The organism is Brachybacterium halotolerans subsp. kimchii, from assembly GCF_020792675.1.
Classification (GTDB): Bacteria; Actinomycetota; Actinomycetes; order Actinomycetales; family Dermabacteraceae; genus Brachybacterium; species Brachybacterium halotolerans.
On record NZ_CP086254.1, the window covers coordinates 1,681,440 to 1,702,863 of the forward strand.

Below are 21,424 nucleotides of genomic sequence, written 5' to 3' on the forward strand. Positions count from 1 at the left end.
GACGGGTCAGGACCGGCCGTGGCCGACCTGCTCGAGGAACGCCTGCTGCTGGGCGGGCGTGAGGGGGCAGGCCGAGGGATTCTGGCGCACGTTCTCCTGCACGCCCATGCGCGCGAGTCTCGCGAGCGCCTTCATGGTGTCGGCGGTCGGCGCGGCAGGAGCGGCCCCCTCTCCTGCTGCCGTCCCGTCGGCCCCCGACGCGGCGGCCGTCGATGCGTGACCCGTTGACGCGGAACCGGCCGACGCGGCGTCGGCCGGCGCACCGGGCGTCTCCCCCGTCAGCAGGGCGCCCTCGCGCACGGCCTCGGGCGGAACGGTGCGGTCCAGCCGCACCCAGGGGCTCGCGAGGTGGTCGCCCTCGGCGGGGGCGTCGGCCTCCCCGAGGTCGACGCCGAAGATGGTGTGGAAGGCCTGCACGAACTTGTCCGCGTCGCCCTGCTCGGCGAGCTCGCGGGCGCGGGCCGTGGGCGAGTGCATGACCTTGGCGAGGATGCGGCGGATCGACCGCTCGACGTCGTCGGCCTCCTCGCCCTTGCCGCCGCGGCGCAGCCGCGCGACCTCGGAGTCGGTCGCCTCGCCCAGCGAGCGGCGCAGCGCGGCCATCGCCGGGTCGACGCGGCGGTACTCCTGGCGGGCGGTGAACTGGGCGACGCCGTCGGCGATGATCTGGCGGGCCGCCTCGAGCACGGGGGCGGCCTCCTCGTCGATCTCGATGGTGAGGTCGGAGAGGTCGAGCACCTGCACGTCGTTCAGGTGGCGCACCAGGGGGTGCAGGTCGGAGTGCAGGGCGAGATCGAGGATGAGCGTGGGGCCGACGTCCCGGAAGTGGTCGGGGAACAGGCTCGTGCCGCGGCCGGAGCAGGCGAGCACGAGGTCCGCCTCGCGGATCGCGGTCCCGAGCTGGTCGGCGCGGATGGCCTCGATGCCGTGGCGCTCGGCGAACCCGAGGGCGCGCCCGGAGCCGGAGTGCACGCGCACTCGGCCCGCGCCGCGGCGGGTGAGGTCGGCGACGCCCAGGCGCGCATAGGCGCCGGTGCCGATGACCAGCACGTCCTTGTCCTGCAACGGCCCGATGAGGCCGACGGCGTGGTCGAGCGCGATCGCGACGCCCGAGCGGCCGGCCGCACCCACCGGGGTGCGGGAGGCGACCCGCTTGGCGAAGCGGAAGCCGATCTGGAAGAGGTCGTTGAGCTGCGCGGTGGTGTGGCCGGCGCCGCGGGCGGCGTCGAAGGCCGCGCGCACCTGGCCGGCGATCTCCGCCTCGCCGAGGACGACGGAGCGCAGCCCCGCGGTGACCTCGTAGAGGTGCTCGGCGACGGGCGCGCCCATCGCGGTCTCGAAGCACACGGAGACCAGTTCGGCGTCCAGGCCGCTGGTCTCGCTCACGGCCTCGACGACGAGCTCGAGCCCGTCGTGGAAGCGCTGGGTGTCGAGGTAGACCTCGAGGCGGTTGCACGTGGACATGACGACCCAGCCGTCGAGCGGGCCCCCGTCGGCATTGAGGTTCTCGATGACCTCGGGGAGGTCGGCCGCATCGCGGGTGAGCACGTCCAGCACCCCGAGATCGAGGTGCTCATGAGTGGCACGGACGGCGGCGAGCATCACTCCATGGTAGGCCCGGGCCGCCGCCGGGCCGGTGAGGTGTTGACCACCCCGGGACCTTCCTCCCGCGGACCGCCCACGGGCTGGGGGCACAATGGCAGAGCACGGCGATCGTGCACGTCAGAGCCACTTTTCACGACAGGATGTCAGATCAGATGAGCCCCGCCCCCGCCGCCCGTCCGGGCACTGCGCAGGCCCCGCAGGCCACCGCGCAGGACACCCCGACCCTGGTGCGTCGGCTGCGTGGAGAAGCCGTCGACCCCGCGGCGCCCGCATCCGTGTGGTTCATGCGCCAGGCCGGCCGCTCGCTCCCGGAGTACCGCGAGGCCCGCGAGGGCACCGGCATGCTCGAGGCCTGCCTCATGCCCGAGCTCGCCGCCGAGATCACCCTGCAGCCCGTGCGCCGCCATCGTGTGGACGCGGGCATCTTCTTCTCCGACATCGTCGTGCCCGCGAAGATCGCCGGCCTCGCCGTCGAGATCGTCCCCGGCCGCGGCCCCGTCTTCGACCACCCGATCCGCACGGTCGCCGACATCGACGCCCTGCCCCCGATCGACGACTCCCTCGAGGACTCGCTCGAGCCGATCCGCGAGGCCGTGCGCCTGGTGACGGCCGAGCTCGGCGCGACCCCGCTCATCGGCTTCTGCGGCGCCCCCTTCACCGTCGCCTCCTACATGGTCGAGGGCGGACCGAGCCGCGACCACCTGCGCACCCGCGCCCTCATGCGCGAGGACCCCGCCGCCTGGGACCGCCTCGCGGCCTGGGTCGCGGAGCTCTCGGGCCGCTTCCTGCGCGCCCAGGTCACCGCGGGCGCCCAGGCCGTGCAGCTGTTCGACTCCTGGGTGGGCGCGCTCTCGGCCGAGACCTACCTGTTCCACGTCCAGCGGCACTCGGCGGCCGTGCTCGACGCCGTCGCCGACCTCGACGTGCCGCGGATCCACTTCGGCGTGGGCGCGAGCCACCTGCTGCGCGAGATGCACGCGGCCGGCGCGACCACGATGGGCGTCGACCACCGCATCGCCCTCGACCAGGCCATCGACCTCCTCGGTGGCGACGTGCCCGTGCAGGGGAACATCGACCCCGCCGTGCTGTTCACCGGGGCCGACGCCCGCTATGCAGAGGCCGATGCGGTCCTCGCCCGCGGCGCCTCCGCGCCCGGTCACGTGGTGAACCTCGGCCACGGCGTCCCGCCCGACACCGATCCCGGGGTCCTCACCGACCTCGTCGCCTACCTCCACGAGCAGTCCTCGGCAGCCTGCGAACCGTCCTCGACGGGCCAGGCCCCGAGCACCCTGAGCACTCGGGAGGCCGACGCGCTGTGAGCACCCGTGTCCTCGTCCTCGGCGGAGGTATCGCCGGGCTCCTGGCCGCGCGCCGGCATGCGCGCGGCGGGGCCCGCGTCACCCTCGTCGAGCGCCGTGAGGACGTGGGCGGTGCCGTGCGCGGCGTCGACCTGGGCGGAGTCGTCGTGAACGCCGGCGCCGAGGCCTACGGCACCGGCTCCGGCGCGGTCGACGCACTGCTCAGCGACCTCGGCCTCGGCCTCGGCGAGCGCGTCGTGAGCCCCCGCGCAGGGCTCGGCTCCCGCGTGGTCTCCGACGCCGGCGCGCTCGTCTCCCCGCCCGGCGGCCTGCTGGGCATCCCGGGCGACCCGCTGTCCCGCGAGGTCCGCGCGGCGCTCGGCACGACGGGCGCGCTGCGCGCCTGGGCCGAGCGCCTCCTGCCCGCCTCCTTCGGCTTCGTCGACGGCGTGAGCTTCGCCGAGTACGTGCGGCGCCGCATGGGCGCACGCGTCGCGGAGCGCCTGGTCGCCCCGATCATCGGCGGCGTGCACTCGGCCGATCCGCACACCCTCGAGCTCGCGAGCGTGCTGCCGCGCCTCGAGGAGACCGTGCGCGAGACCGGGTCCCTCGCCGCGGCCGTGCGCCGCCTGCGCCCGCAGCCCCATGCCTCCGCGGGCACCGCGGTGCGCGCGCTCGATCCGACGATGGCGCTGCTGCCCGGGGCTCTGGCCGATGACCTGCTGTCCCACGGCGGCACGATGCTCAGCGGCACCCGCGCGGTCGGCGTACGGCGCGGTGGCACCGACGCGGCCGAGATCCAGCCGGACGATCCCGACGCGGCCTGGCAGGTCCGCCTCGAGGGCGCTCACACCGGCACCCTCGCGGCCGACCACCTCGTGATCGCGACCGATCCCGGCACCGCGCGCGACCTGCTGCTCGGGAACGGGGCCGCGGAGGCCGACGGTTCCGATGCCAGCACTGGCACCGGCACCGGCGTCGGCACTGGCGCCGGTGCCGATGCGGACGCCAACTACGGCCTCGCGGAGGTCGCCCGCGCGATCCCGCCGAGCCCCGCCGTCGCCGTCCGCCTCGTGCTGCTGGCGCTCGACGCCCCCGAGCTCGACGCCTTCCCCTCGGGCACGGGAGCGCTGGTCGCGCCGGGCACCCGCGGGATCCGCGCGAAGGGCCTGACCCACGCGAGCGCGAAGTGGGAGCATGTCGAGCGGGCCGCGCGCGAGCGCTTCGGACCGCACGCCCACGTGCTGCGCCTGTCCTACGGACGCCCCGGCGAGGTGCTGCCCGGGGACGACGCCCTCACCGACGAGCAGGTCACCGACCTCGCCCTCGCCGACGCCTCCGCGATCCTCGGCAGCGCGCTCACGCGCGAGCAGCTGCGGGCCGCGCGCACCGTCACCTGGCGGCGCACCATGCGGCAGGCCCGCCCGGGCCACCGCGCCGCCCTCGAAGACCTCGACCGCATCCTCGGCAGCGCTGGGCTGCCGCTGGAGCTGACCGGCGCATGGCGCGCCGGGACGGGGCTCGACGCCCTCGTCCGACACGATGGAAGGACATCATGAGCAGCGAAGACACCCACCAGACCCCGTCGGCCCCCGCCGAGACCGCCCCGTCGGCCCCCACCGGCGGCGAGACGGTCCGGTACACCTCGTACACGGTCTTCACGCGCGTCGAGGCGGCCGACGCCCCGCGCGAGCAGGTCGCGGCGGAGATCGAGAAGGTCGTGGCCGCGATCGAGGCCGAGGGCACCGTGGTGCGCGGCATCTACGACGCCTCGCTGTTCCGCGCCGAGTCCGATCTGATGCTGTGGATGCACGCCGAGACCCCCGAGGCCCTGCAGGACGCCCTGCGCCGCTTCGAGCGCACGCGCGCCGCCGAGGGCCTGGCGCGCTCGTGGTCGGGCGTCGGCGTGCACCGCGAGGCCGAGTTCTCCCGCTCCCACGCCCCGGCCTTCCTCTCCCCCTCGCGCACCCCGCAGCAGTGGGTCACGGTCTACCCCTTCACCCGCTCCTACGAGTGGTACCTGCTGCCCGACGAGGAGCGCCGCGACATGCTCATCGAGCACGGCACGCTGGGCCGCACCTACCCGCAGGTCCACGCGAACACCGTCGCCGCGTTCGCGCTCGGCGACTGGGAGTGGCTGCTGTCCTTCGAGTCCGACGACCTCCACGACCTCGTCGACATGATGCGCGCCCTGCGCTACACCGGCGCCCGTCTGCACGTGCGCGACGAGCTGCCCTTCCACGTGGGCCGTCGCCTGGCCTCGGCCGACGACGTCGCCGGCATCCTCGTCTGATCCCGTCCCGCACCCACCCGATTCCCTTCCGCCCCGGCCGCCCCGCCGGAGCATCGACTGCGACCCGGAGGTCACCATGACCGAGAACCCCGTTCCCCTCCCCGACGACGCCCCGTACGACGCGATCCTGTTCGCCTCCTTCGGCGGGCCGGAGCAGCAGGAGGACGTGGTGCCGTTCCTGCGCAACGTCACCCGCGGGCGCGGGATCCCGGACGAGCGGCTCGAGGTCGTCGGCGAGCACTACCGCAAGCTGGGCGGGCGCTCCCCCATCAACGACCAGAACCGCGACCTCATCGCCCGCTTCGAGCGGGCGCTGGCCGCGGCCGGCATCGACCTGCCGGTCTACTGGGGGAACCGCAACTGGGCGCCGTTCACGAGCGACGTGGTCGGGCGGATCAGCGCCGACGGGCACCGCCGGGTGCTCGCGGTCGCCACGAGCGCCTACTCCTCCTACTCCTCGTGCCGCCAGTACCGCGAGGACTACGCGAAGGCGCTGGTCGCGAACGATCTCGTGGGTCGGATGGAGATCCAGAAGATCCGCGCCTACTTCGACCACCCCGGCTTCCTCGAGCCCGTGCGCGACGGAGTCCGCGCGGCGATCACGCAGATGCGGGAGGCCGGCCACGACGCCTCCCGCACCCGGGTGCTGTTCTCCACGCACTCCATCCCGCACGTCATGTCCAGCGCCTCCGGCCCCGCCGAGAAGGACGCGCAGGACCCGTCGGCGGGCGACGTCGGCGGCTGGTACGTCGCCCAGCACCTCGCGGCGTGCCGCTGGGTGATGGAGCAGCTCGGGGGGCCCGACGGCGCGTCGGCCGGCGCAGACCCGGCGATCGCCGTGCCCGACTGGGAGCTCGTCTACCAGTCCCGCTCGGGCGCCCCGCACGTGCCGTGGCTCGAGCCCGACATCAACGACCGCCTGCAGGAGATCCGCGAGCACGACGAGGCCGACGCGGTGATCGTGGTCCCGATCGGCTTCGTCACCGACCACGTCGAGGTCGTCTGGGACCTCGACACCGAGGCCGCCGAGACCGCCGAGGAGCTCGGCCTGGCGTTCACGCGCGTCGCGACATCCGGGACCGACGAGCGCTTCGTCGAGGGCCTCGTGGACCTCGTGCGCGAGCACGTCGAGCCCGGCCACAGCCCCCGCGCGGTCACCGACTTCGGCGTCGTCGAGGACACCTGCGGCGCCCTGTGCTGCCTGAACGGCTCGGCGCACGCCCGCCCCGTCCCCATGGAGGGCACGCCCCTGGACACGGTCGAGCAGATCGCCCTCGCCATGCAGGCCGACGAGCACATGCGCGCGCTCATCGCCGAGGAGCAGGCCGCGCACGCCGAGCAGTCCCGCGCGGGCTCCGAGGTGCCGGCGTGAGCGCCGAGCAGCCCGGCGCGAACCCCGTGCCCGACGGCGCAGCCCCCGTGCTGCGCGTCGGCACCCGCGGTTCCGACCTCGCCCTCGCCCAGTCCGGCCAGATCGCCGGACGTGTCGCGGGCGAGGACCGCGTCGAGCTCGTGCGCGTGCGGACCCACGGGGACGTCGACCGCACCAGCCCTCTCGCGCAGATCGGCGGCACCGGCGTGTTCGTCACCGCGGTGCGCGAGGCCCTGCTGGGCGGGGAGGTCGACGCCGTCGTCCACTCCGCGAAGGACCTGCCCACCGCCCCCGTCCCCGGCATCGTGATGGCCTGCGTGCCCGAGCGCGAGGACCCCCGCGACGCCCTCTGCGCCCGCGACGGCCTGACCCTCGAGACGCTCCCGCAGGGCGCGAAGGTCGGCACCGGATCCCCGCGCCGCGCCGCCCAGCTGCGCCGCGCCCGCCCCGACCTCGAGGTCGTGGGCATCCGCGGGAACGTCGAGACGCGGCTCGCCCGCGCGCTCGGCGAGGACGCGGACCTCGACGCCGTGGTGCTCGCCGCCGCCGGCCTGCTGCGCCTGGGCCGCAGCGAGGTGATCAGCGAGCTGCTGAACCCCGACGTGCTGCTGCCCGCGCCCGCGCAGGGCGCGCTGGCCGTCGAGTGCGCCGAGACCTCCGCCGGCGCCTGGTTCGAGTCCGGCATGCGCGCGGCCGACCACGCCCCGACCCGCGCGGCCGTCGCCGCCGAGCGCTCCCTGCTGCGCACCCTCGAGGCCGGCTGCTCGGCACCCGTCGGCGCCCTCGGCACGGTCGCGGGCGCGGACGCGGGCTCGAGCTCGGACGGCGCCGACGACGCCTCCGAGGGGCCCGTGCTCACCCTGCGCGGCCTCGCGATCTCCGAGGACGGCACCCAGGTCTTCGAGGGCACCCGCAGCACGCCCGTCGACCTCGCCGACCCCGCAGCACTCGAGGCCGACGCGGTGCGCCTCGGGCAGGACCTCGCCGCAGACCTCCTCGAGGCCGGCGCCGCCCGTGTGCTGAGCGCCGCAGGGGGCGACGCCGCATCGTGAGCAGGGACCGCGTCCTCCTCCCCCGCCCCGAGGGGCGCGGGGACGACCTGACCGACCTCCTCGAGATCGCCGGCTACGACGTGGTGCGCGCGCCCTTCGTCCGGATCGAGCCCGCACCCGCCGCGGACCTCGCCCCCGCCCTCGACCGCCTCGCCCGCGGCGAGTACGACCTGCTGGTCATCACCAGCCCCGCGACCGTGCGCTCGCTCGTCGCCGTCGGTCTGCAGGTGCCCGAGGGCACCGAGGTCGTCGCCGTCGGCGGCGCGACCGCCCGCGCCCTGCACGAGGCCGGCCTCGAGGTCGACCTGGTCGCCGAGGGGTCCGGTGCGGCGCTCGTCGAGGCGGTGCGCCGCCGTCGGGAGGCCGTGGGCTCGCCGGACGCGCGTCCGGAGCTGGACCCGGACTCAGACTCGGACTCGGACCCGACCGCTCCCGGGCCCGTCTCCGCACCTGCTCCCGCACCCCGCGTGCTGCTCCCGGCCTCGTCGGCCGCCGCCCCGACCGTCCGCGAAGGCCTCGAGGGCGCCGGCATGCACGTCGAGCAGGTCGACGCCTACCACCCGGAGCACGCGCCCCTGCCCGCGGAGGTCGAGCGCGACCTGCCCGGCGGCGGCTTCGACGCGATCGTGCTGACCAGCTCGATGATCGCCCGCCGCGCCGCCCAGATCGGCGTGCACCCGCGCACCGCCGTCGTCGTCATCGGCCGCCCCACCGAGGAGGCCGCTCTCAGCGCCGGACTCCAGGTCGACGCGCGCGCCGAGCACCCCGACGCCCCGTCGCTTGCGCGTGCCGTGCACCTCGCGCTCGCGCCCGAGACCACCGCTCTCCCAACCACCAGCCCCACCAGCTCAATCGGTCCCACCAGCTCGACAAGCCCCGCCGCCCCGAAGGAGTGACACCCCGATGACCTCCATCGACCCCGATCAGCGCGTCGCCGACTACCGCGCGCAGCTCCCCGCCCACCTCTCGCCCGCCCGTCGACCCCGCCGCCTGCGCACCACCGAGGCCATGCGCTCCCTGGTGCGCGAGACCACGCTGCGGCCGTCGGACCTGGTCCTGCCGATGTTCGTGCGCGAGGGGATCGACGCGCCCGTGCCGATCACCTCGATGCCCGGCGTCGTCCAGCACACCGAGGACTCCCTGCTCGAGGCCGCCCGCGAGGCCGCCGACCGGGGCGTCGGCGGGATCATCCTGTTCGGCGTCCCCGCGACGAAGGACGCGGTGGGCTCCGCCGCGAGCGATCCCGACTCCTTCGTGAACCGGGCAATCGCGCGCCTCGCCGCGGAGATCGGCGAGGACCTCGTGATCATGGCCGACCTGTGCCTGGACGAGTTCACCGACCACGGGCACTGCGGCATCCTGGACTCCCGCGGCCACGTCGACAACGACGCCACCCTGGTGCGCTACCGCGAGATCGCCCTGGCGCAGGCCCGCGCGGGCGTCCACATGATCGGCCCCTCGGGAATGATGGACGGCCAGATCGCCGCGATCCGCGACGCCCTGGACGAGGGCGGCTTCGAGGACGTCTCGATCTTCGCCTACAGCGCGAAGTACTCCTCCGCGTTCTACGGCCCCTTCCGTGAGGCCGTCGACTCCTCGCTCGAGGGCGATCGCCGCACCTACCAGCAGGATCCCGCCAACGGCGGCGAGGCCCGCCTCGAGGTCGAGCTCGACGTCGACGAGGGCGCGGACCTGGTGATGGTCAAGCCCGGCATGCCCTACCTCGACGTGCTGCGCGACATCGCCGAGTCCTCCCCCGTGCCCGTGGGCAGCTACCAGATCAGCGGGGAGTACGCGATGATCGAGGCCGCGAGCGCGAACGGCTGGATCGACCGCGACCGCGCCATCATGGAATCGCTGCTCGGCTTCAAGCGCGCCGGCGCCTCGACGATCCTCACCTACTGGGCGTCCGAGGTCGCCGGCTGGATCCACGACGGCCTGCCCGCCCACCTGCGCCCGTTCGTCTGAGATCCCGCTCGACCGCCGGCTCTGGCACTGGCTCGAGCACTGGCTCGAGCACCGCTCGACGTCCCGGCGCTGCCCGCACTCCCACCCGTCCGCACTCCCCGAAGGAGACAGCCCCATGACCCTCGACGAGTCGACCTCCGAGTCCCTGTTCGACCGCGCCAAGCAGGTGATCCCCGCCGGCGTGAACTCGCCCGTGCGGGCCTTCGGCTCCGTGGGCGGCACCCCGCCGTTCATCGCCTCAGCCTCCGGCGCGCTTCTCACCGACGCCGACGGCCACGAGTACGTGGACCTCGTGGGCTCCTGGGGGCCGATGATCCTGGGCCACGCGAACCCGCGCGTCGTCGACGCCGTGCGCGAGGCCGCCGGCCGCGGGCTTTCCTTCGGCGCCCCGCAGACCGGCGAGGTCAGCCTCGTCGAGGAGCTCGTGCGGCGCGTGCGCCCGCTGCAGAAGGTGCGCCTGGTCAACTCCGGCACCGAGGCCACCATGAGCTCCCTGCGCGTGGCCCGCGCCGCGACCGGCCGCGACGTCGTCGTGAAGTTCGCCGGCTGCTACCACGGGCACGTCGACGCCCTCCTCGCCGAGGCCGGCAGCGGCGTCGCGACCTTCGCGATGCCCGGCTCCGCGGGCGTCACGGAGGGCACCGCCCGCGACACGATCGTGCTGCCCTACGGCGACCGCGACGCCGTGACCTCCCTGTTCGCCGAGCGCGGCGGCGAGATCGCCGCGATCATCACCGAGGCCGCGCCCGCGAACATGGGCGTGGTGACCCCGCCGGAGCACTTCAACGCCTTCCTCGCCGAGACCGCCCACGCCGCCGGCGCGCTGCTGATCACCGACGAGGTGCTCACCGGCTTCCGCGCGAGCGCCGAGGGCTACTACGGCATCGACGGGCCGACGGTAGGTGGGGCGGGGTCCTCGACGGCCGGCGGGGCGGGCACGGCCGACGGGGCCGGATCCGCTCCGGCCGGCGGCTCGGACTGGGCTCCCGACCTCATGACCTTCGGCAAGGTCATCGGCGGCGGCCTCCCCGTGGGGGCCTTCGGCGGCCGCGCAGATCTGATGGACCTTCTCGCGCCGCTCGGCCCCGTCTACCAGGCGGGCACGCTCTCGGGGAACCCGCTCGCCACGGCCGCGGGCCTCGCGACCTTCGCCGGGCTCGACGACGCCGCGTACGCGCAGCTCGCGCGCACCTCCTCGACCCTGCAGTCTCTCGTGGCCGACGCCCTCACCACCGCGGGCGTCCCCCACGTCATCCAGACCGCCGGCACCCTGTTCTCGGTGTTCTTCCGCGAGCAGCCCGTGACCACCTACGACGACGCGAAGGACCAGGACACGGCCGCGTTCGGCCGCTTCTTCCACGCCCTCCTCGAGGGCGGCGTCTACCTGCCGCCGTCGGCCTTCGAGGCCTGGTTCGTCTCCACCGCGCACGACGAGCAGATCGTCGACGGCATCGCCCGGGCCCTCCCGGCCGCGGCGCGCGCGGCAGCGCAGGGTTGAGGGAGCGGGGTTGAGCGGGCTGGGCTGGGCTGAGCGGGCCGGGCTGAGCAGGCTGGGCGCGCCGGGCTGGGTTGAGCGAGCGCGCTGGGCTGAGCAGGCTGGGCTGAGCGAGCGCGCCAGGTCGCTCGGGGCGGGGACCGGACTCGGGTTCGGGTTCGCGTTCGAGTCCGGGTTCGAGTTCGAGTCCAAGTTGGGCGCTGGTCTCGCTGTGCGTCGCCGTGTGTCCCATGGGTGGCACGGCACGGGGCTCCCTGCGCACCATGGATGCGCGTCGTCCTCGGGGATGGCGCGCAGGGCCGCCGACGTCGATCCCGCGCGTCGGTCGCCTCGCCGGGATCCCTCGTCGACCTCGACACGAGTTCTCGGCGTGCAGGCCGTCCCGCTCCGTAGCTCAGCCCGGTAGAGCAGCTCCCCCATAAGGAGCGTGTCGCAGGTTCGAATCCTGCCGGAGTGTCCGCCGCCCGGGTGCTCCGCGCCCGGATGCACGGCGCCCGCTCACCCGGCCCAGTCCCCGCCCGGCGTCGGTTCGCACGCTGGGGCCGTGGGGCCGTGGGGCCACAAGGAAAAGCGTTGAGTGCTACTTAATGGTCGTTCTGAGCGCCCATAACGACCGGTACGCAGCACTGTTCGAGCCGGCACCCGGTCCGCAGCACCCTTCGGGCCGATTTCGGGCTGGCCGGACCGTTGAGTGCTACGTAGTCGTCGTTCTGAGCGCCCATAACGACAATTGCGCAGCACTGTTCGAGCCAGCTCCGGTTCCCAAGCACTGTTCGGGTCAACACCGGGGCCTCAGCGAGGTTCGGGGGGGCATCACGTGCTGCCGCGTCCCGTGCCGTCGTTCTGGGATGCCCACTTCCCGTCGACGTCGGCTGATCTGCCATGCACGCGCTCGGCGGCCCTCGCGTGACCATCGCCGCGCGTCGGTGCCGTCACCACCGCACGCGGAGCCGGGACGCGTAATCTGCACCGGTGGACATCAACCCGTACGACACTCGCCAGCGGATCCTGCAGGCGCAGGACCAGGTGCAGGTCCAGCGGGAGGTCGCGCCGGACGCCGAGCTCGCCGGATGCCCCGGCTGTCCGTACTTCTGGACGTGCCCGGTGCCGCATCGCGGCGAGGAGGTGCGGCCGCCCCGGGAGATCCACCTCGAGGACGTCACCGAGGAGATCGGCGAGCGCCGTCCCTTCCGTCCGCACGACGAGTCCGACATCGGCTGGACCGACGTCTGGATCGAGGACGACGAGGACGGAGCCGCACACCCGACGGAGGACGCACCGACGACCTCATCGGAGAACGAGAAAGCGGACGTCGAAGGGGCGCACGACGAGAGCGCGGCGGAGTCGGCGGACTCAGGGAACTCGGCTGACTCAGCCGACACAGCGGACACAGCGGATGCTCCGAGCGCGCCGGATCACGGACCGACGTCGCGCCGCCGCTGGTGGCAGCGTCGTTCGCGGCGAGGCTGAGTCTCCACGGGATCCGCGCAGCGCCTCGAGGCACCGCCTCGGGGCCACCGCCACGAGCTCAGCGATGCGGACTCACCGCGACGGGCGCAATGCCGTGCGGACTCAGCGCCCCGGAGTCAGCGCCGCGGGGGCTTGCGGTGGAGGCCCTTCGGCGGCGCGAGCGGACGCTGGGGCAGGCTGCGCACCGGTCCGTAGCGGCCCTCCTTCTCGGCCTCGGCGGAGCGCTGGTGCCGACCCTGGGGTCCGCCATCGCGCGGTGAACTGGTCACGCCGATCCAGCTGAGGTCGTCGGCCACGCCGCCCGGCACCCCGTCAGCCGGGCTAGCTCCGTAGTCAGCATCGCTGTCGACCCTGCTGTCCGCACCTCTGTCGCCAGCACCGACCCCACCGTCGGCCCGGCGACCGCCGCGCGCGCCCGCACCCGCACCCGCACCCGCACCCGCACCCGGCGTGCTGCGGCGGCGGGTGACGCGGCGGATCCTGCGGACCGCGCCGTCGGGCGAGCCGACCTCGACGAGCTCTCTGCTCGCCGACAGCGCGAGCAGGGCGAAGGGGAGGAAGCAGCCGATCACGAGTGCGGCGCCGCCGGAGGCGTCGGCCGGCATGAGGGCGAGCGCCCCGGTCAGGATGCCGATCGGCACCGCCCAGAACCAGACGCCGGGGCGGCGCAGGGCGACGGCGATGACGCCCACCAGCAGCACGGCCACGACGCGCAGGGGCGACTCGACGAGCAGTCGCAGGCCGGGGGTCCCGTCGAGGACCGAGGCGACCGCGCCGGGCGCACCGTCGTCCGCGGTGCCCGGGAGGTTCTGGCGGCCGTGGGCGAAGGGGTCGAAGGTGCTGGAGACCTCCAGCAGGATGCCGTCGGCCGCGAGTCCGGGATGGTTCTGGGCGAGGTGCCACCAGATGTCCGGGAGCCGCTCCGCCTGGGCCGCGCTGACATCGTCGTTCTCCGCCTCGAGCAGTCTCGCGGGCGCTCCGGGCGAGTAGCGGTCGCGCAGGGCTTCGACGTCGAAGATCTTCGCGAGCGCGTCGGCGTCCTCCGCGGACAGCGCATCGGGGTCCTCGCGCAGGGCGAGGGCGATGCTCTGCGCCTGCAGCCCGTGCTGGGCGACCGGGTCCTCCGTGCCCAGCATCCCCTGGGAGGCGCCCAGGCGCGTGCCCACGAGGACCACGAGCAGCGGCACGACGAGAGCGACCAGCGCCACCCGCCATGCCTCCCGGCCGCGGCGCATGATCACCGTCATCACCAGCAGCACGATCACCAGGGGCACCGCAAGCGCGGAGCAGCTGAGCAGCAGCAGGGCGGCGAGTGCCCATTCGAGCACGCGTCCGCCGTGGATCGGCTCGCGCGAGTGGACGTGGTCGATGACGAGCGCGAGGAACCAGCACAGGGAGGCCGCGCCGAGCGCGGCGGGTGAGAGCGACAGGGACCAGAGCGCGATCGGGACGCCGCCGATCACGAGCACCGCGAGCGCGAGGGCGCACAGGCCGTCGCTGCGCACCCAGCGCCCGAGCAGCGCCGCCGCGCGGCCGAGGGCCGCGAGCACGAGGGCCAGCTGGACCAGGACCAGGACGCCGAGGCCCGCCCCGATGCCGCCGGTGAGGAGTCGGCCGATCGCGAGCACGCACTCGAAGGCGATGATGACGAGCGGACTGCGGTGGCCGGACATGCCCTCGCCGCGCAGCGATCCGCCCTGGAGGTCGGCGTCCGCCCAGGCCCCGCCCCCGCCGAGCACCTCGCCCAGCAGGATGGGCGACCAGATCACGAGCAGCAGCAGAGCGAGGCGCCACCAGCTGCCCAGCAGCCAGCGCGCGGCCCGTGCGATCCGGGAGGGCCGTCGCCGGGAGGTCCCTGCGGCCAGCTCGCCGGCGCGCTCCTCGGCCCGGGCGAGCGTGAAGCGCAGCAGGCCGCCGACGACGGTGAGCAGGGCGGCGTACATGACCGCGGTGTAGATCAGCAGGCCCACGACGAGCTTCGTGTGGGCGTCGAAGGCGCTCAGGAACAGCAGGTGCTCGCCCTGGTCGTCGAAGGGATGGCGCGCGATCCAGCCCATCGTCGCGCACAGCGTGAGGGCGCAGACCACCAGGATCGGGACGGCGACGGCGCCGAACTTCTGGACACCTCGCAGTGCGCGCTCCACTTCGGCCACTCCCCTCGTCCGTGCCTGCGGACCATTGTCCAGGAACGCAGGCCACGAGCGGGGAGGACACGGCCGTCGTCCCGCGGAAGTCGCGCCGACCGCGCCCCACTTGTCCCGTTCTGCGCCACTTCTGCGCGGCCACTGCGCCGCTTCTGCCCCACTCCTGCGGGGCCGCTCCGTGCCCCACGTCGCATCCCGTCCGCTCGTCGGTCAACGTCGGGCGTCGGTCCGATGAACTCCGTGTGAAGCTTCCCGCGCTCCGGGTCGCTGTCCTGGTGCGTCGCGCGGGGACGGCGCGATCGCTCCCAGGACGCCGACGCCGCCGGGGCTATCCTCACGACGGCGGGTCGCGGATGGCCGGCCCGGTGGTGGCACGGCGTCCCGCGCAGGGACGCCGCACCCGGCCTCGTGGGGGATCGCGAGCCGGGTCGGGGCAGGGTCCCGTGCCTCACGGGCCCGCCCATCCGCACCGCGCCGGAGCCTCTGCTCCTTCCGTGCAGCCGCACCTGCCCTCTGTTCCCCGTCGCCGGAGGATCGCCACCGTGTCATCACCCGCTGCCGCGCGCTGCGCGGAGATCGCGCTCCCTCCCACCGCGCTGCGACGCTCGCGCGAGACCGGAGCCGAGCGCGCGGCCGGCACGAAGGCGGAGGACGGCACTGAGGGGCGGGCCGGCGCTGAGGCCAGGACCACGGCTGGGACCGGGACCGGGGCCGACGTCAGGTCGGGCTCGGCCGCCGGGTCCTCCCGCTTGTGGTGGGCGCTCGCGGGGGCCGCCGTCGTGCTCTGCATCGTCCTGCACGTGGTGGTCGCGCAGAGCGCCGTGGCGCCGCGCACCCCATGGGACGAGATCCATCCTCTGCAGATCGCGCGGATGCTCTCCGGCGACCACGACGTCCCCAAGCTCTCCGGGAGCGGCTACTACCCGGGGTGGGCGATCCTGATGACGCCCATCTGGTGGTTCACGCACGACCCGGCGACGGTGTACCGCGCGGCGATCATCCTGGCCAACGTCATCGGCGTCGCGACGATCCTCCCGCTGGCCCTCGCGGGCCGCCACCTGGGGATGAGCACGCCGCAGGCGATCGCGGTCGCGGGTTTGGCCATGTGCATGCCCGGACGGATCGAGCCCGCGGACTACGCGATGAGCGAGCCGCTGCTCATGTTCTGCTACGCCTGGGCGGCGCTGGGCATGCTCGTGCTCTGGAAGCGGCCGACGTGGTGGCGCCTGGCGCTCTTCGTCGGCGCGATCGCCGCCGCCTACCTCACGCACACGCGCGCTCTCGCGCTCGTGCTCACGGCCGTGGTGTGGCTGCTCTTCTTCACTCGCCGCAGCGTCGCGAAGGCGCTCGTGGGCGTGCTCGCGCTGGTCGCGTCCTGGTGGATCGTGGACCGGATCGCCTCGGCCATCAACCACCGCATGCTGCTGACCGGCAGCAGCAAGACGGACCTGGCCATGCAGGCGATCCTCCATGCCCAGCCCGAGGCGCTCGCGAAGCTCCTGGCGGGCCAGAGCTGGGCGCAGGTCGTGGGCACCGCCGGACTGTTCGCCCTGGGGTTCGTCGTGATCGTGGTGTGGACGCTGCGGGAGCTGCGCACCGTGCGTCTGGGACCGGGGGCGTTCCTGTTCGGCCTCACCGTGAGCACTGTCGCCATGAGCGTGGTGTGGTGGTACCAGCCCGAGGCGCTGTGGGGGAAGAGCTTCCACGGCCTCGAGGCCTGGCTCTATTCGCGCTACATCGATCAGGTCGCGGCCCTGGTCGTGATGGTGGCCGCGGCCGCGCTGCTGCGCCGGGTGAGCGCCCCGATGATCGGCATCGCCCTGGTGGTGTTCGTGCTGGGGGCCGCGGCCGTGGTGCTGAAGGTCGCCCCGCACGTGCCCATGTGGTACGGGCTGGGGACGAACACGGCGGCCGTGAACAGCTGGCAGGGCATGTTCCCCGAGTACCCTTTCCATCGTCCGCTGACGCCCACGCTCGACAACGCGAACCGCTTCTGGATATGGGCTTCGCTGGCGACGGCGATCGCCCTGGCCGCGCTGTTCGTGCTGCGGCGCTTCCCGCGCACTGCCGTGGCGCTGCTGCTCGTCGGGGCCGCCGCGATGTCCCTGAACGCGAACCAGGATCAGCAACGGCGCGTGCCGGCCAAGGTGGGTGCGAGCCTCGAGAGGGCGGACGCCGCGAGCGGGGACACGGGCCCGCTGCCGGTGGACGTCGACCTCTCGTGTGCGAGCTCCGGCTTGAACAGGGCCGAGATCCTCAACTGGTCGGGCTTCTGGTTCTCGCCGCGCACCGTGAGCATCGCCGATCCGCCGAAGGGCCTGCCCTTCACGACCGAGCTCGTCATCTCCTGCAAGAACGGGTCGACGATGAAGGACCTGGGCGCCCGACCGGTCACCGGCGGTTCGAGCTACGGCTACCGGCTCTGGGTGCTCCCCGGCTCCCTCCAGGACCAGCTCGCCCGGGAGGGCGCCCTGGCGACATGACGGCCGGGCCCGTCGGCCCGGCCGGCCCGGCCGACCCGTCGGCCAGACCTGCCGATCGCCCGACCGTCCCCTCTCCCGACCAGTGACCGCGGCTGCGCGACCGTGAGACGATCTCCCGGAATGCCCGACCTGACCGGCCCCACGACCCGCTCGCCGGACCCCGCCAGACAAGGACACCGCTCATGCGCAGCACACTCTTCGACGCCTCGAACCAGGAGAAGCAGACCCAGGAGCGCTGGGTCCTGCAGTCCTCCAAGATGCTGCGCTGCGCTCTGCAGCCGCAGTCCCCCGAGATCATCGCCGCGCAGGGCGTGATGGTCGCCTACCAGGGGCAGATGGACTTCTCGTACCAGGGCTCGGGCGGCGGCATGAAGCTGCTGAAGAAGATGACCACGGGCGAGGGCGGGAACCTCATGCGCGTGCGCGGCCAGGGCGAGGTGTTCTTCGCGCGTCGGGCCGACGAGATCTTCCTGATCCAGCTCGAGGGCGACGCGCTGACCCTGAACACGCGCAACCTGCTGGCCTTCGACTCCTCGATCCAGTGGGACATCCGGGGCACGGGCGGCGCGGGCTTCATGGCCGGTGGCCTGTTCAACCTGTTCCTGCAGGGCCAGGGCCTGGTCGCGGTGACGTCCGACGGCCCGCCCATGCTGCTGGACTGCTCGCAGCAGCCCACGTACGTGGACCCGCAGGCGGCGGTGTGCTGGTCGGCGAACCTCACCCCGCAGATCAAGAACGACTTCAAGATGGGCTCGCTCATCGGCCGCGGCTCCGGCGAGTCCTTCCAGCTGGGCTTCCACGGCCCGGGCTTCGTCGTGGTCCAGCCCTCCGAGGGCGCACCGGTCACGACCGGTTCCTGAGTCCGGGACCCGGGCCCGGAATCCCGGCGCGGATCCGAGCCTGTGATCCGGGCGCGGATCCGAGCCTGGATCGGGGCCGACGGCCGGCCTCCGAGCGCCGGCCGTCGGCCCGTCGGTTCCCGTCCCTCGATTCCTCCTTCCCCCGTGCGCACTGTGCGCGCTACTGTGTGACCCACACTTTGTTTCAAGGAGGAAATATGTCGTTCACCCTGGGCATCGTGGGCATCGGCCAGTTCGGCACCCACTTCGCCGAGCTCTTCAGCGCCCACCCCGACATCTTCGCGGTCTATGCCGTGGACTCGGTGCCCGAGCGCATCGACGCGATCGAGCAGCGCGACCAGAACCCGGTGCGATTCGCCGGACGCTTCTCGAGCGTCGAGGAGCTGCTGGCCTCCGACGTCGACGCGGTCGCGATCTTCACCCAGCGCTGGACGCACGGGAAGATCGCGATCCAGGCGCTGCAGGCCGGCAAGCACGTCTACTCGGCAGTGCCCATGGCGATCGAGGAGGAGGAGATCCGCGAGATCACCCGCCTCGTGCAGGAGACCGGCCTGGTCTACATGATGGGCGAGACCAGCCAGTACAACGCCGCCGTGGTGCTGGCCCGGCGGATCGAGCGCTCGGGCGCCTTCGGCGAGGTGTTCTACGCCGAGGGCGACTACGTCCACGACATGGACCTGGGCTTCTACGACGCCTACAAGTACTCCGGCGGCGACGCCTGGAAGTCGACCGCCTCCTACCCGCCCCTGCTCTACCCCACGCACTCGATCGGCGGGATCCTGGGCGTGCTCGAGGACCGCCACGCGGTCTCGGTCTCGGCGCTCGGCCGGCCCGACACCCGCGGCGACGGCGTCTTCGACAAGGACGTCTCGATGTTCGACAACGACGTCTCCAACGCCTTCGCCCTGTTCGAGATGGACAACGGCGGCGCCTTCCGCACCAACGAGCTGCGCCGCGTGGGCTACCCCAGCCACAAGCGCGAGTCCCGCTTCCGCTTCTTCGGCGAGGCCAGCAGCTTCGAGGAGACCGTGGACGTCACCTACTGGCACGACAAGAAATCGGTCCTCGAGGTCACCGACCTCATCAGCACCTCCTCGACCATGAGCCTGGACGACCCCCGCCTGAAGGACGTCTCCCCCACCCTGCGCGACGCCTTCGTCGCCGGCGCAGCCCGCTCCCACCACCAGGAGCGCCTGCCCGCGGAGTTCCAGGGCAAGCCCAACGGCCACGAGGGCGCCCACCACTTCCTGGTCGACGACTTCGCGCGCGCGGTCGCGAACGGGAAGCAGCCGATGGTCAACGCCTGGCAGGCGGCCCGCTACACCCTGCCCGGGATCATCGCCCACCAGTCGATGCGCGAGGGCGGCGCCCGCCTCCCGATCCACGACCTCGGCGACTGCCCGCTGCCGGTCCAGGATCTCGACGCCGACCAGCCCGCTCTCGACGAGGCCGGCATCCAGGCGCTGCTCGCGGAGGTCTGATCGGGTCCGGGCCGACGGGCCCGTCGGCCCCGCCCGTCGGCCGGCCTGTCACCCCCGCCCGTCGGCACGACGCGTCCCCTGGGGCGGCCCGGAGCGTGATCCCGCTTGCTCCGGGCCCCCGGGGTCTGCAGGTCAGTGATTTTCGCGTATAGGCTGGTGCGTAAATCGAGACCAACGGCGACGCCGCTCTCGCCGGACGCGTGCAGCGCCCGCGGGCGCTCGCCCCGGGAACCCGAGGTGCGATGACCACGAACCAGCCTTCCGCCCAGCCCCTGCGACTCGCCGTGATCGGCTCCGGCCCCGCGGGCGTCTACGCCGCCGAGACGCTGCTGCGCTCCCCGCAGGTGAAGTCCGGCGAGCTCGAGGTCCAGTGCGACCTCTTCGACGCTCTCCCGACACCCTTCGGGCTGATCCGCTACGGCGTCGCCCCCGACCACCCGCGCATCAAGGGCATCATCACCGCCCTGCACCGCATCCTGGACCGCGGGGACATCCGCTTCCTGGGCGACGTCGAGTTCGGCACCGACCTCACCGCCGCCGAGCTGCGCGAGCGCTACGACGCGGTGATCTTCGCGACCGGCGCCCTCAAGGACGCCGAGCTGAACATCCCCGGCATCGACCTCGAGGGCTCCTACGGCGCCGCCGACTTCGTGGCCTGGTACGACGGCAACCCCGACTACCCGCGCACCTGGCCCCTGGAGGCCCAGCAGGTCGCCATGATCGGCAACGGCAACGTGGCGCTGGACGCGGCCCGCATGCTCTCGAAGTCGGCCGACGAGCTGCTGCGCACCGAGATCCCGGAGAACGTCTACGAGGGCCTGACCTCGGCGCGCACCACCGATGTGCACGTGTTCGGCCGCCGTGGGCCCGCGCAGTCGAAGTTCACCCCGCTGGAGACCCGCGAGCTCGCCCACCCCCACGGCGTCCAGATCGTCATGGACCCGGCCGACTTCGCGATGATCACCCCCGAGGAGCGCGAGGCCATCCGCGCCGACCGCCGCCGCGAGCAGGTCTTTGCGACGTTCGAGGGCTGGCTGCACGCGCAGCAGGAGCGCGAGGCGAAGGGCGAGGAGCCCACGGACGCCCACGGCGGTCCCGTGCAGCGTCGCCTGCACCTGCACTTCTGGCACAAGCCCATCGAGGTGCTCGGCGAGGACGGCCGCGTCGCCGGCATGCGCTTCGAGCGCACCCGCCTGGACGCCGACGGCACCATGGAGGGCACCGGCGAGCTCGTCGACTACGACCTCCAGGCCGTCTACCGCGCGATCGGCTACTTCGGCTCCGAGCTGCCCGGCGTCCCGTACGACGAGTCCCGCGGCGTCATCCACAACGAGGCCGGCCGCGTCACCGAGGCCGACGGCGAGGTCATCCCCGGCCTCTTCGCCAACGGCTGGATCAAGCGCGGTCCCGTCGGCCTCATCGGCGCCACGAAGTCCGACGCCGCGGAGACCGTCGCGAGCCTGCTCGAGGACCTCGAGGCCGGCCGCATCCCCAGCGCCTCGGACCGCGACCCCGACTCGATCCTGCGCCTGCTTGAGGACAAGGGCGTGGAGTTCACGACCTGGCAAGGCTGGACCGCCCTCGAGGAGCACGAGATCGGCCTGGGTGCGGCCGTCCAGGACAGCGAGGGCAATCCGCGCCCGCGCGTGAAGGTGGTGCCGCGCGAGGAGATGGTGCGCGTGGCCCGCGAGGGTCAGCGCGCGCACGAGAGCGCCTCGGCCGACGCCTGAGGGCGGTGCCTGAGGGCGGAGCAGCCGAGGAAGCCGGGCCCCAAACCCCAGACCCCCAGCCCACGCAGCGCGCCCCGGGAACCCCGAGGCGCGCTGTCGTCTCTGACGGACCTCACAGCTCCTCGACAGCCGGTGGACGACCCAGCGCCCTATAGTGGAATGGTCATTTCACT

15 protein-coding genes and 1 tRNA gene are annotated in these 21,424 nt (G+C 73.5%); 14 read left to right on the top strand and 2 right to left on the bottom strand.

What is annotated here, in order from left to right:
* Positions 1-6: 6 nt before the first annotated feature.
* A complete protein-coding gene (locus tag Bra3105_RS07755; protein ID WP_228359308.1) occupies positions 7-1,602 on the bottom strand; it encodes a glutamyl-tRNA reductase in 1,596 nt (531 codons plus the stop codon).
* Positions 1,603-1,745: 143 nt separating this feature from the next.
* Between Bra3105_RS07755 and hemE the strand changes: the two genes are divergently transcribed.
* From hemE to Bra3105_RS07805, 10 genes are all read left to right on the top strand, one after another.
* On the top strand, positions 1,746-2,924 hold the full coding sequence (gene hemE / locus Bra3105_RS07760) for a uroporphyrinogen decarboxylase (RefSeq protein WP_407650903.1): 1,179 nt from the start codon (positions 1,746-1,748) through the stop codon (positions 2,922-2,924).
* Positions 2,921-4,462: a protoporphyrinogen/coproporphyrinogen oxidase gene (locus Bra3105_RS07765; RefSeq protein WP_228359310.1), complete on the top strand. Its 1,542-nt coding sequence runs from the start codon at positions 2,921-2,923 to the stop codon at positions 4,460-4,462. Before hemE ends, Bra3105_RS07765 begins: the two co-directional genes overlap by 4 nt.
* Entirely contained in the window at positions 4,459-5,196 is a 738-nt protein-coding gene (hemQ, locus tag Bra3105_RS07770; protein WP_228359311.1) for a hydrogen peroxide-dependent heme synthase, read from the top strand. The genes Bra3105_RS07765 and hemQ overlap by 4 nt, the downstream gene beginning before the upstream one ends.
* A gap of 76 nt (positions 5,197-5,272) precedes the next feature.
* Positions 5,273-6,568 carry a ferrochelatase gene (locus Bra3105_RS07775; RefSeq protein ID WP_228359312.1) on the top strand — a complete coding sequence of 432 codons (1,296 nt, stop codon included), beginning with the start codon at positions 5,273-5,275 and terminating at the stop codon, positions 6,566-6,568.
* On the top strand, positions 6,565-7,620 hold the full coding sequence (gene hemC / locus Bra3105_RS07780; protein WP_228359313.1) for a hydroxymethylbilane synthase: 1,056 nt from the start codon (positions 6,565-6,567) through the stop codon (positions 7,618-7,620). Before Bra3105_RS07775 ends, hemC begins: the two co-directional genes overlap by 4 nt.
* Entirely contained in the window at positions 7,617-8,516 is a 900-nt protein-coding gene (locus Bra3105_RS07785) for a uroporphyrinogen-III synthase (protein ID WP_228359314.1), read from the top strand. Before hemC ends, Bra3105_RS07785 begins: the two co-directional genes overlap by 4 nt.
* Positions 8,517-8,523: 7 nt before the next feature.
* The gene (gene hemB, locus Bra3105_RS07790) at positions 8,524-9,588 is read left to right on the top strand and encodes a porphobilinogen synthase (protein WP_228359315.1); all 1,065 of its coding nucleotides are present in this window, start codon (positions 8,524-8,526) and stop codon (positions 9,586-9,588) included.
* A gap of 115 nt (positions 9,589-9,703) precedes the next feature.
* Entirely contained in the window at positions 9,704-11,086 is a 1,383-nt protein-coding gene (gene hemL / locus Bra3105_RS07795) for a glutamate-1-semialdehyde 2,1-aminomutase (protein WP_228359316.1), read from the top strand.
* Between the two features lie 380 nt (positions 11,087-11,466).
* A tRNA-Met gene (locus Bra3105_RS07800) sits at positions 11,467-11,540 on the top strand.
* A gap of 515 nt (positions 11,541-12,055) precedes the next feature.
* A complete protein-coding gene (locus tag Bra3105_RS07805; protein ID WP_228359317.1) occupies positions 12,056-12,553 on the top strand; it encodes a hypothetical protein in 498 nt (165 codons plus the stop codon).
* Between the two features lie 116 nt (positions 12,554-12,669).
* On the opposite strand, the gene Bra3105_RS07810 is transcribed toward Bra3105_RS07805, so the two are convergent.
* A complete protein-coding gene (locus Bra3105_RS07810) occupies positions 12,670-14,697 on the bottom strand; it encodes a DUF6020 family protein (protein ID WP_228359318.1) in 2,028 nt (675 codons plus the stop codon).
* Between the two features lie 542 nt (positions 14,698-15,239).
* Here Bra3105_RS07810 and Bra3105_RS07815 point away from each other — a divergent pair.
* The 4 genes from Bra3105_RS07815 to Bra3105_RS07830 all read left to right on the top strand — a co-directional run bounded on the left by Bra3105_RS07815 (position 15,240) and on the right by Bra3105_RS07830 (position 21,251).
* Complete coding sequence (locus Bra3105_RS07815; RefSeq protein ID WP_228359319.1) at positions 15,240-17,180, top strand: hypothetical protein; 1,941 nt, start codon at positions 15,240-15,242, stop codon at positions 17,178-17,180.
* A gap of 182 nt (positions 17,181-17,362) precedes the next feature.
* A complete protein-coding gene (locus Bra3105_RS07820) occupies positions 17,363-18,040 on the top strand; it encodes an AIM24 family protein (protein ID WP_228359320.1) in 678 nt (225 codons plus the stop codon).
* A 197-nt stretch (positions 18,041-18,237) separates the two neighbouring features.
* A complete protein-coding gene (locus Bra3105_RS07825) occupies positions 18,238-19,521 on the top strand; it encodes a Gfo/Idh/MocA family protein (protein ID WP_228359321.1) in 1,284 nt (427 codons plus the stop codon).
* 242 nt (positions 19,522-19,763) lie between these two features.
* Positions 19,764-21,251, top strand: coding sequence for an FAD-dependent oxidoreductase (locus tag Bra3105_RS07830; RefSeq protein ID WP_228359322.1), 1,488 nt, complete (start codon positions 19,764-19,766; stop codon positions 21,249-21,251).
* Positions 21,252-21,424 lie beyond the last annotated feature (173 nt).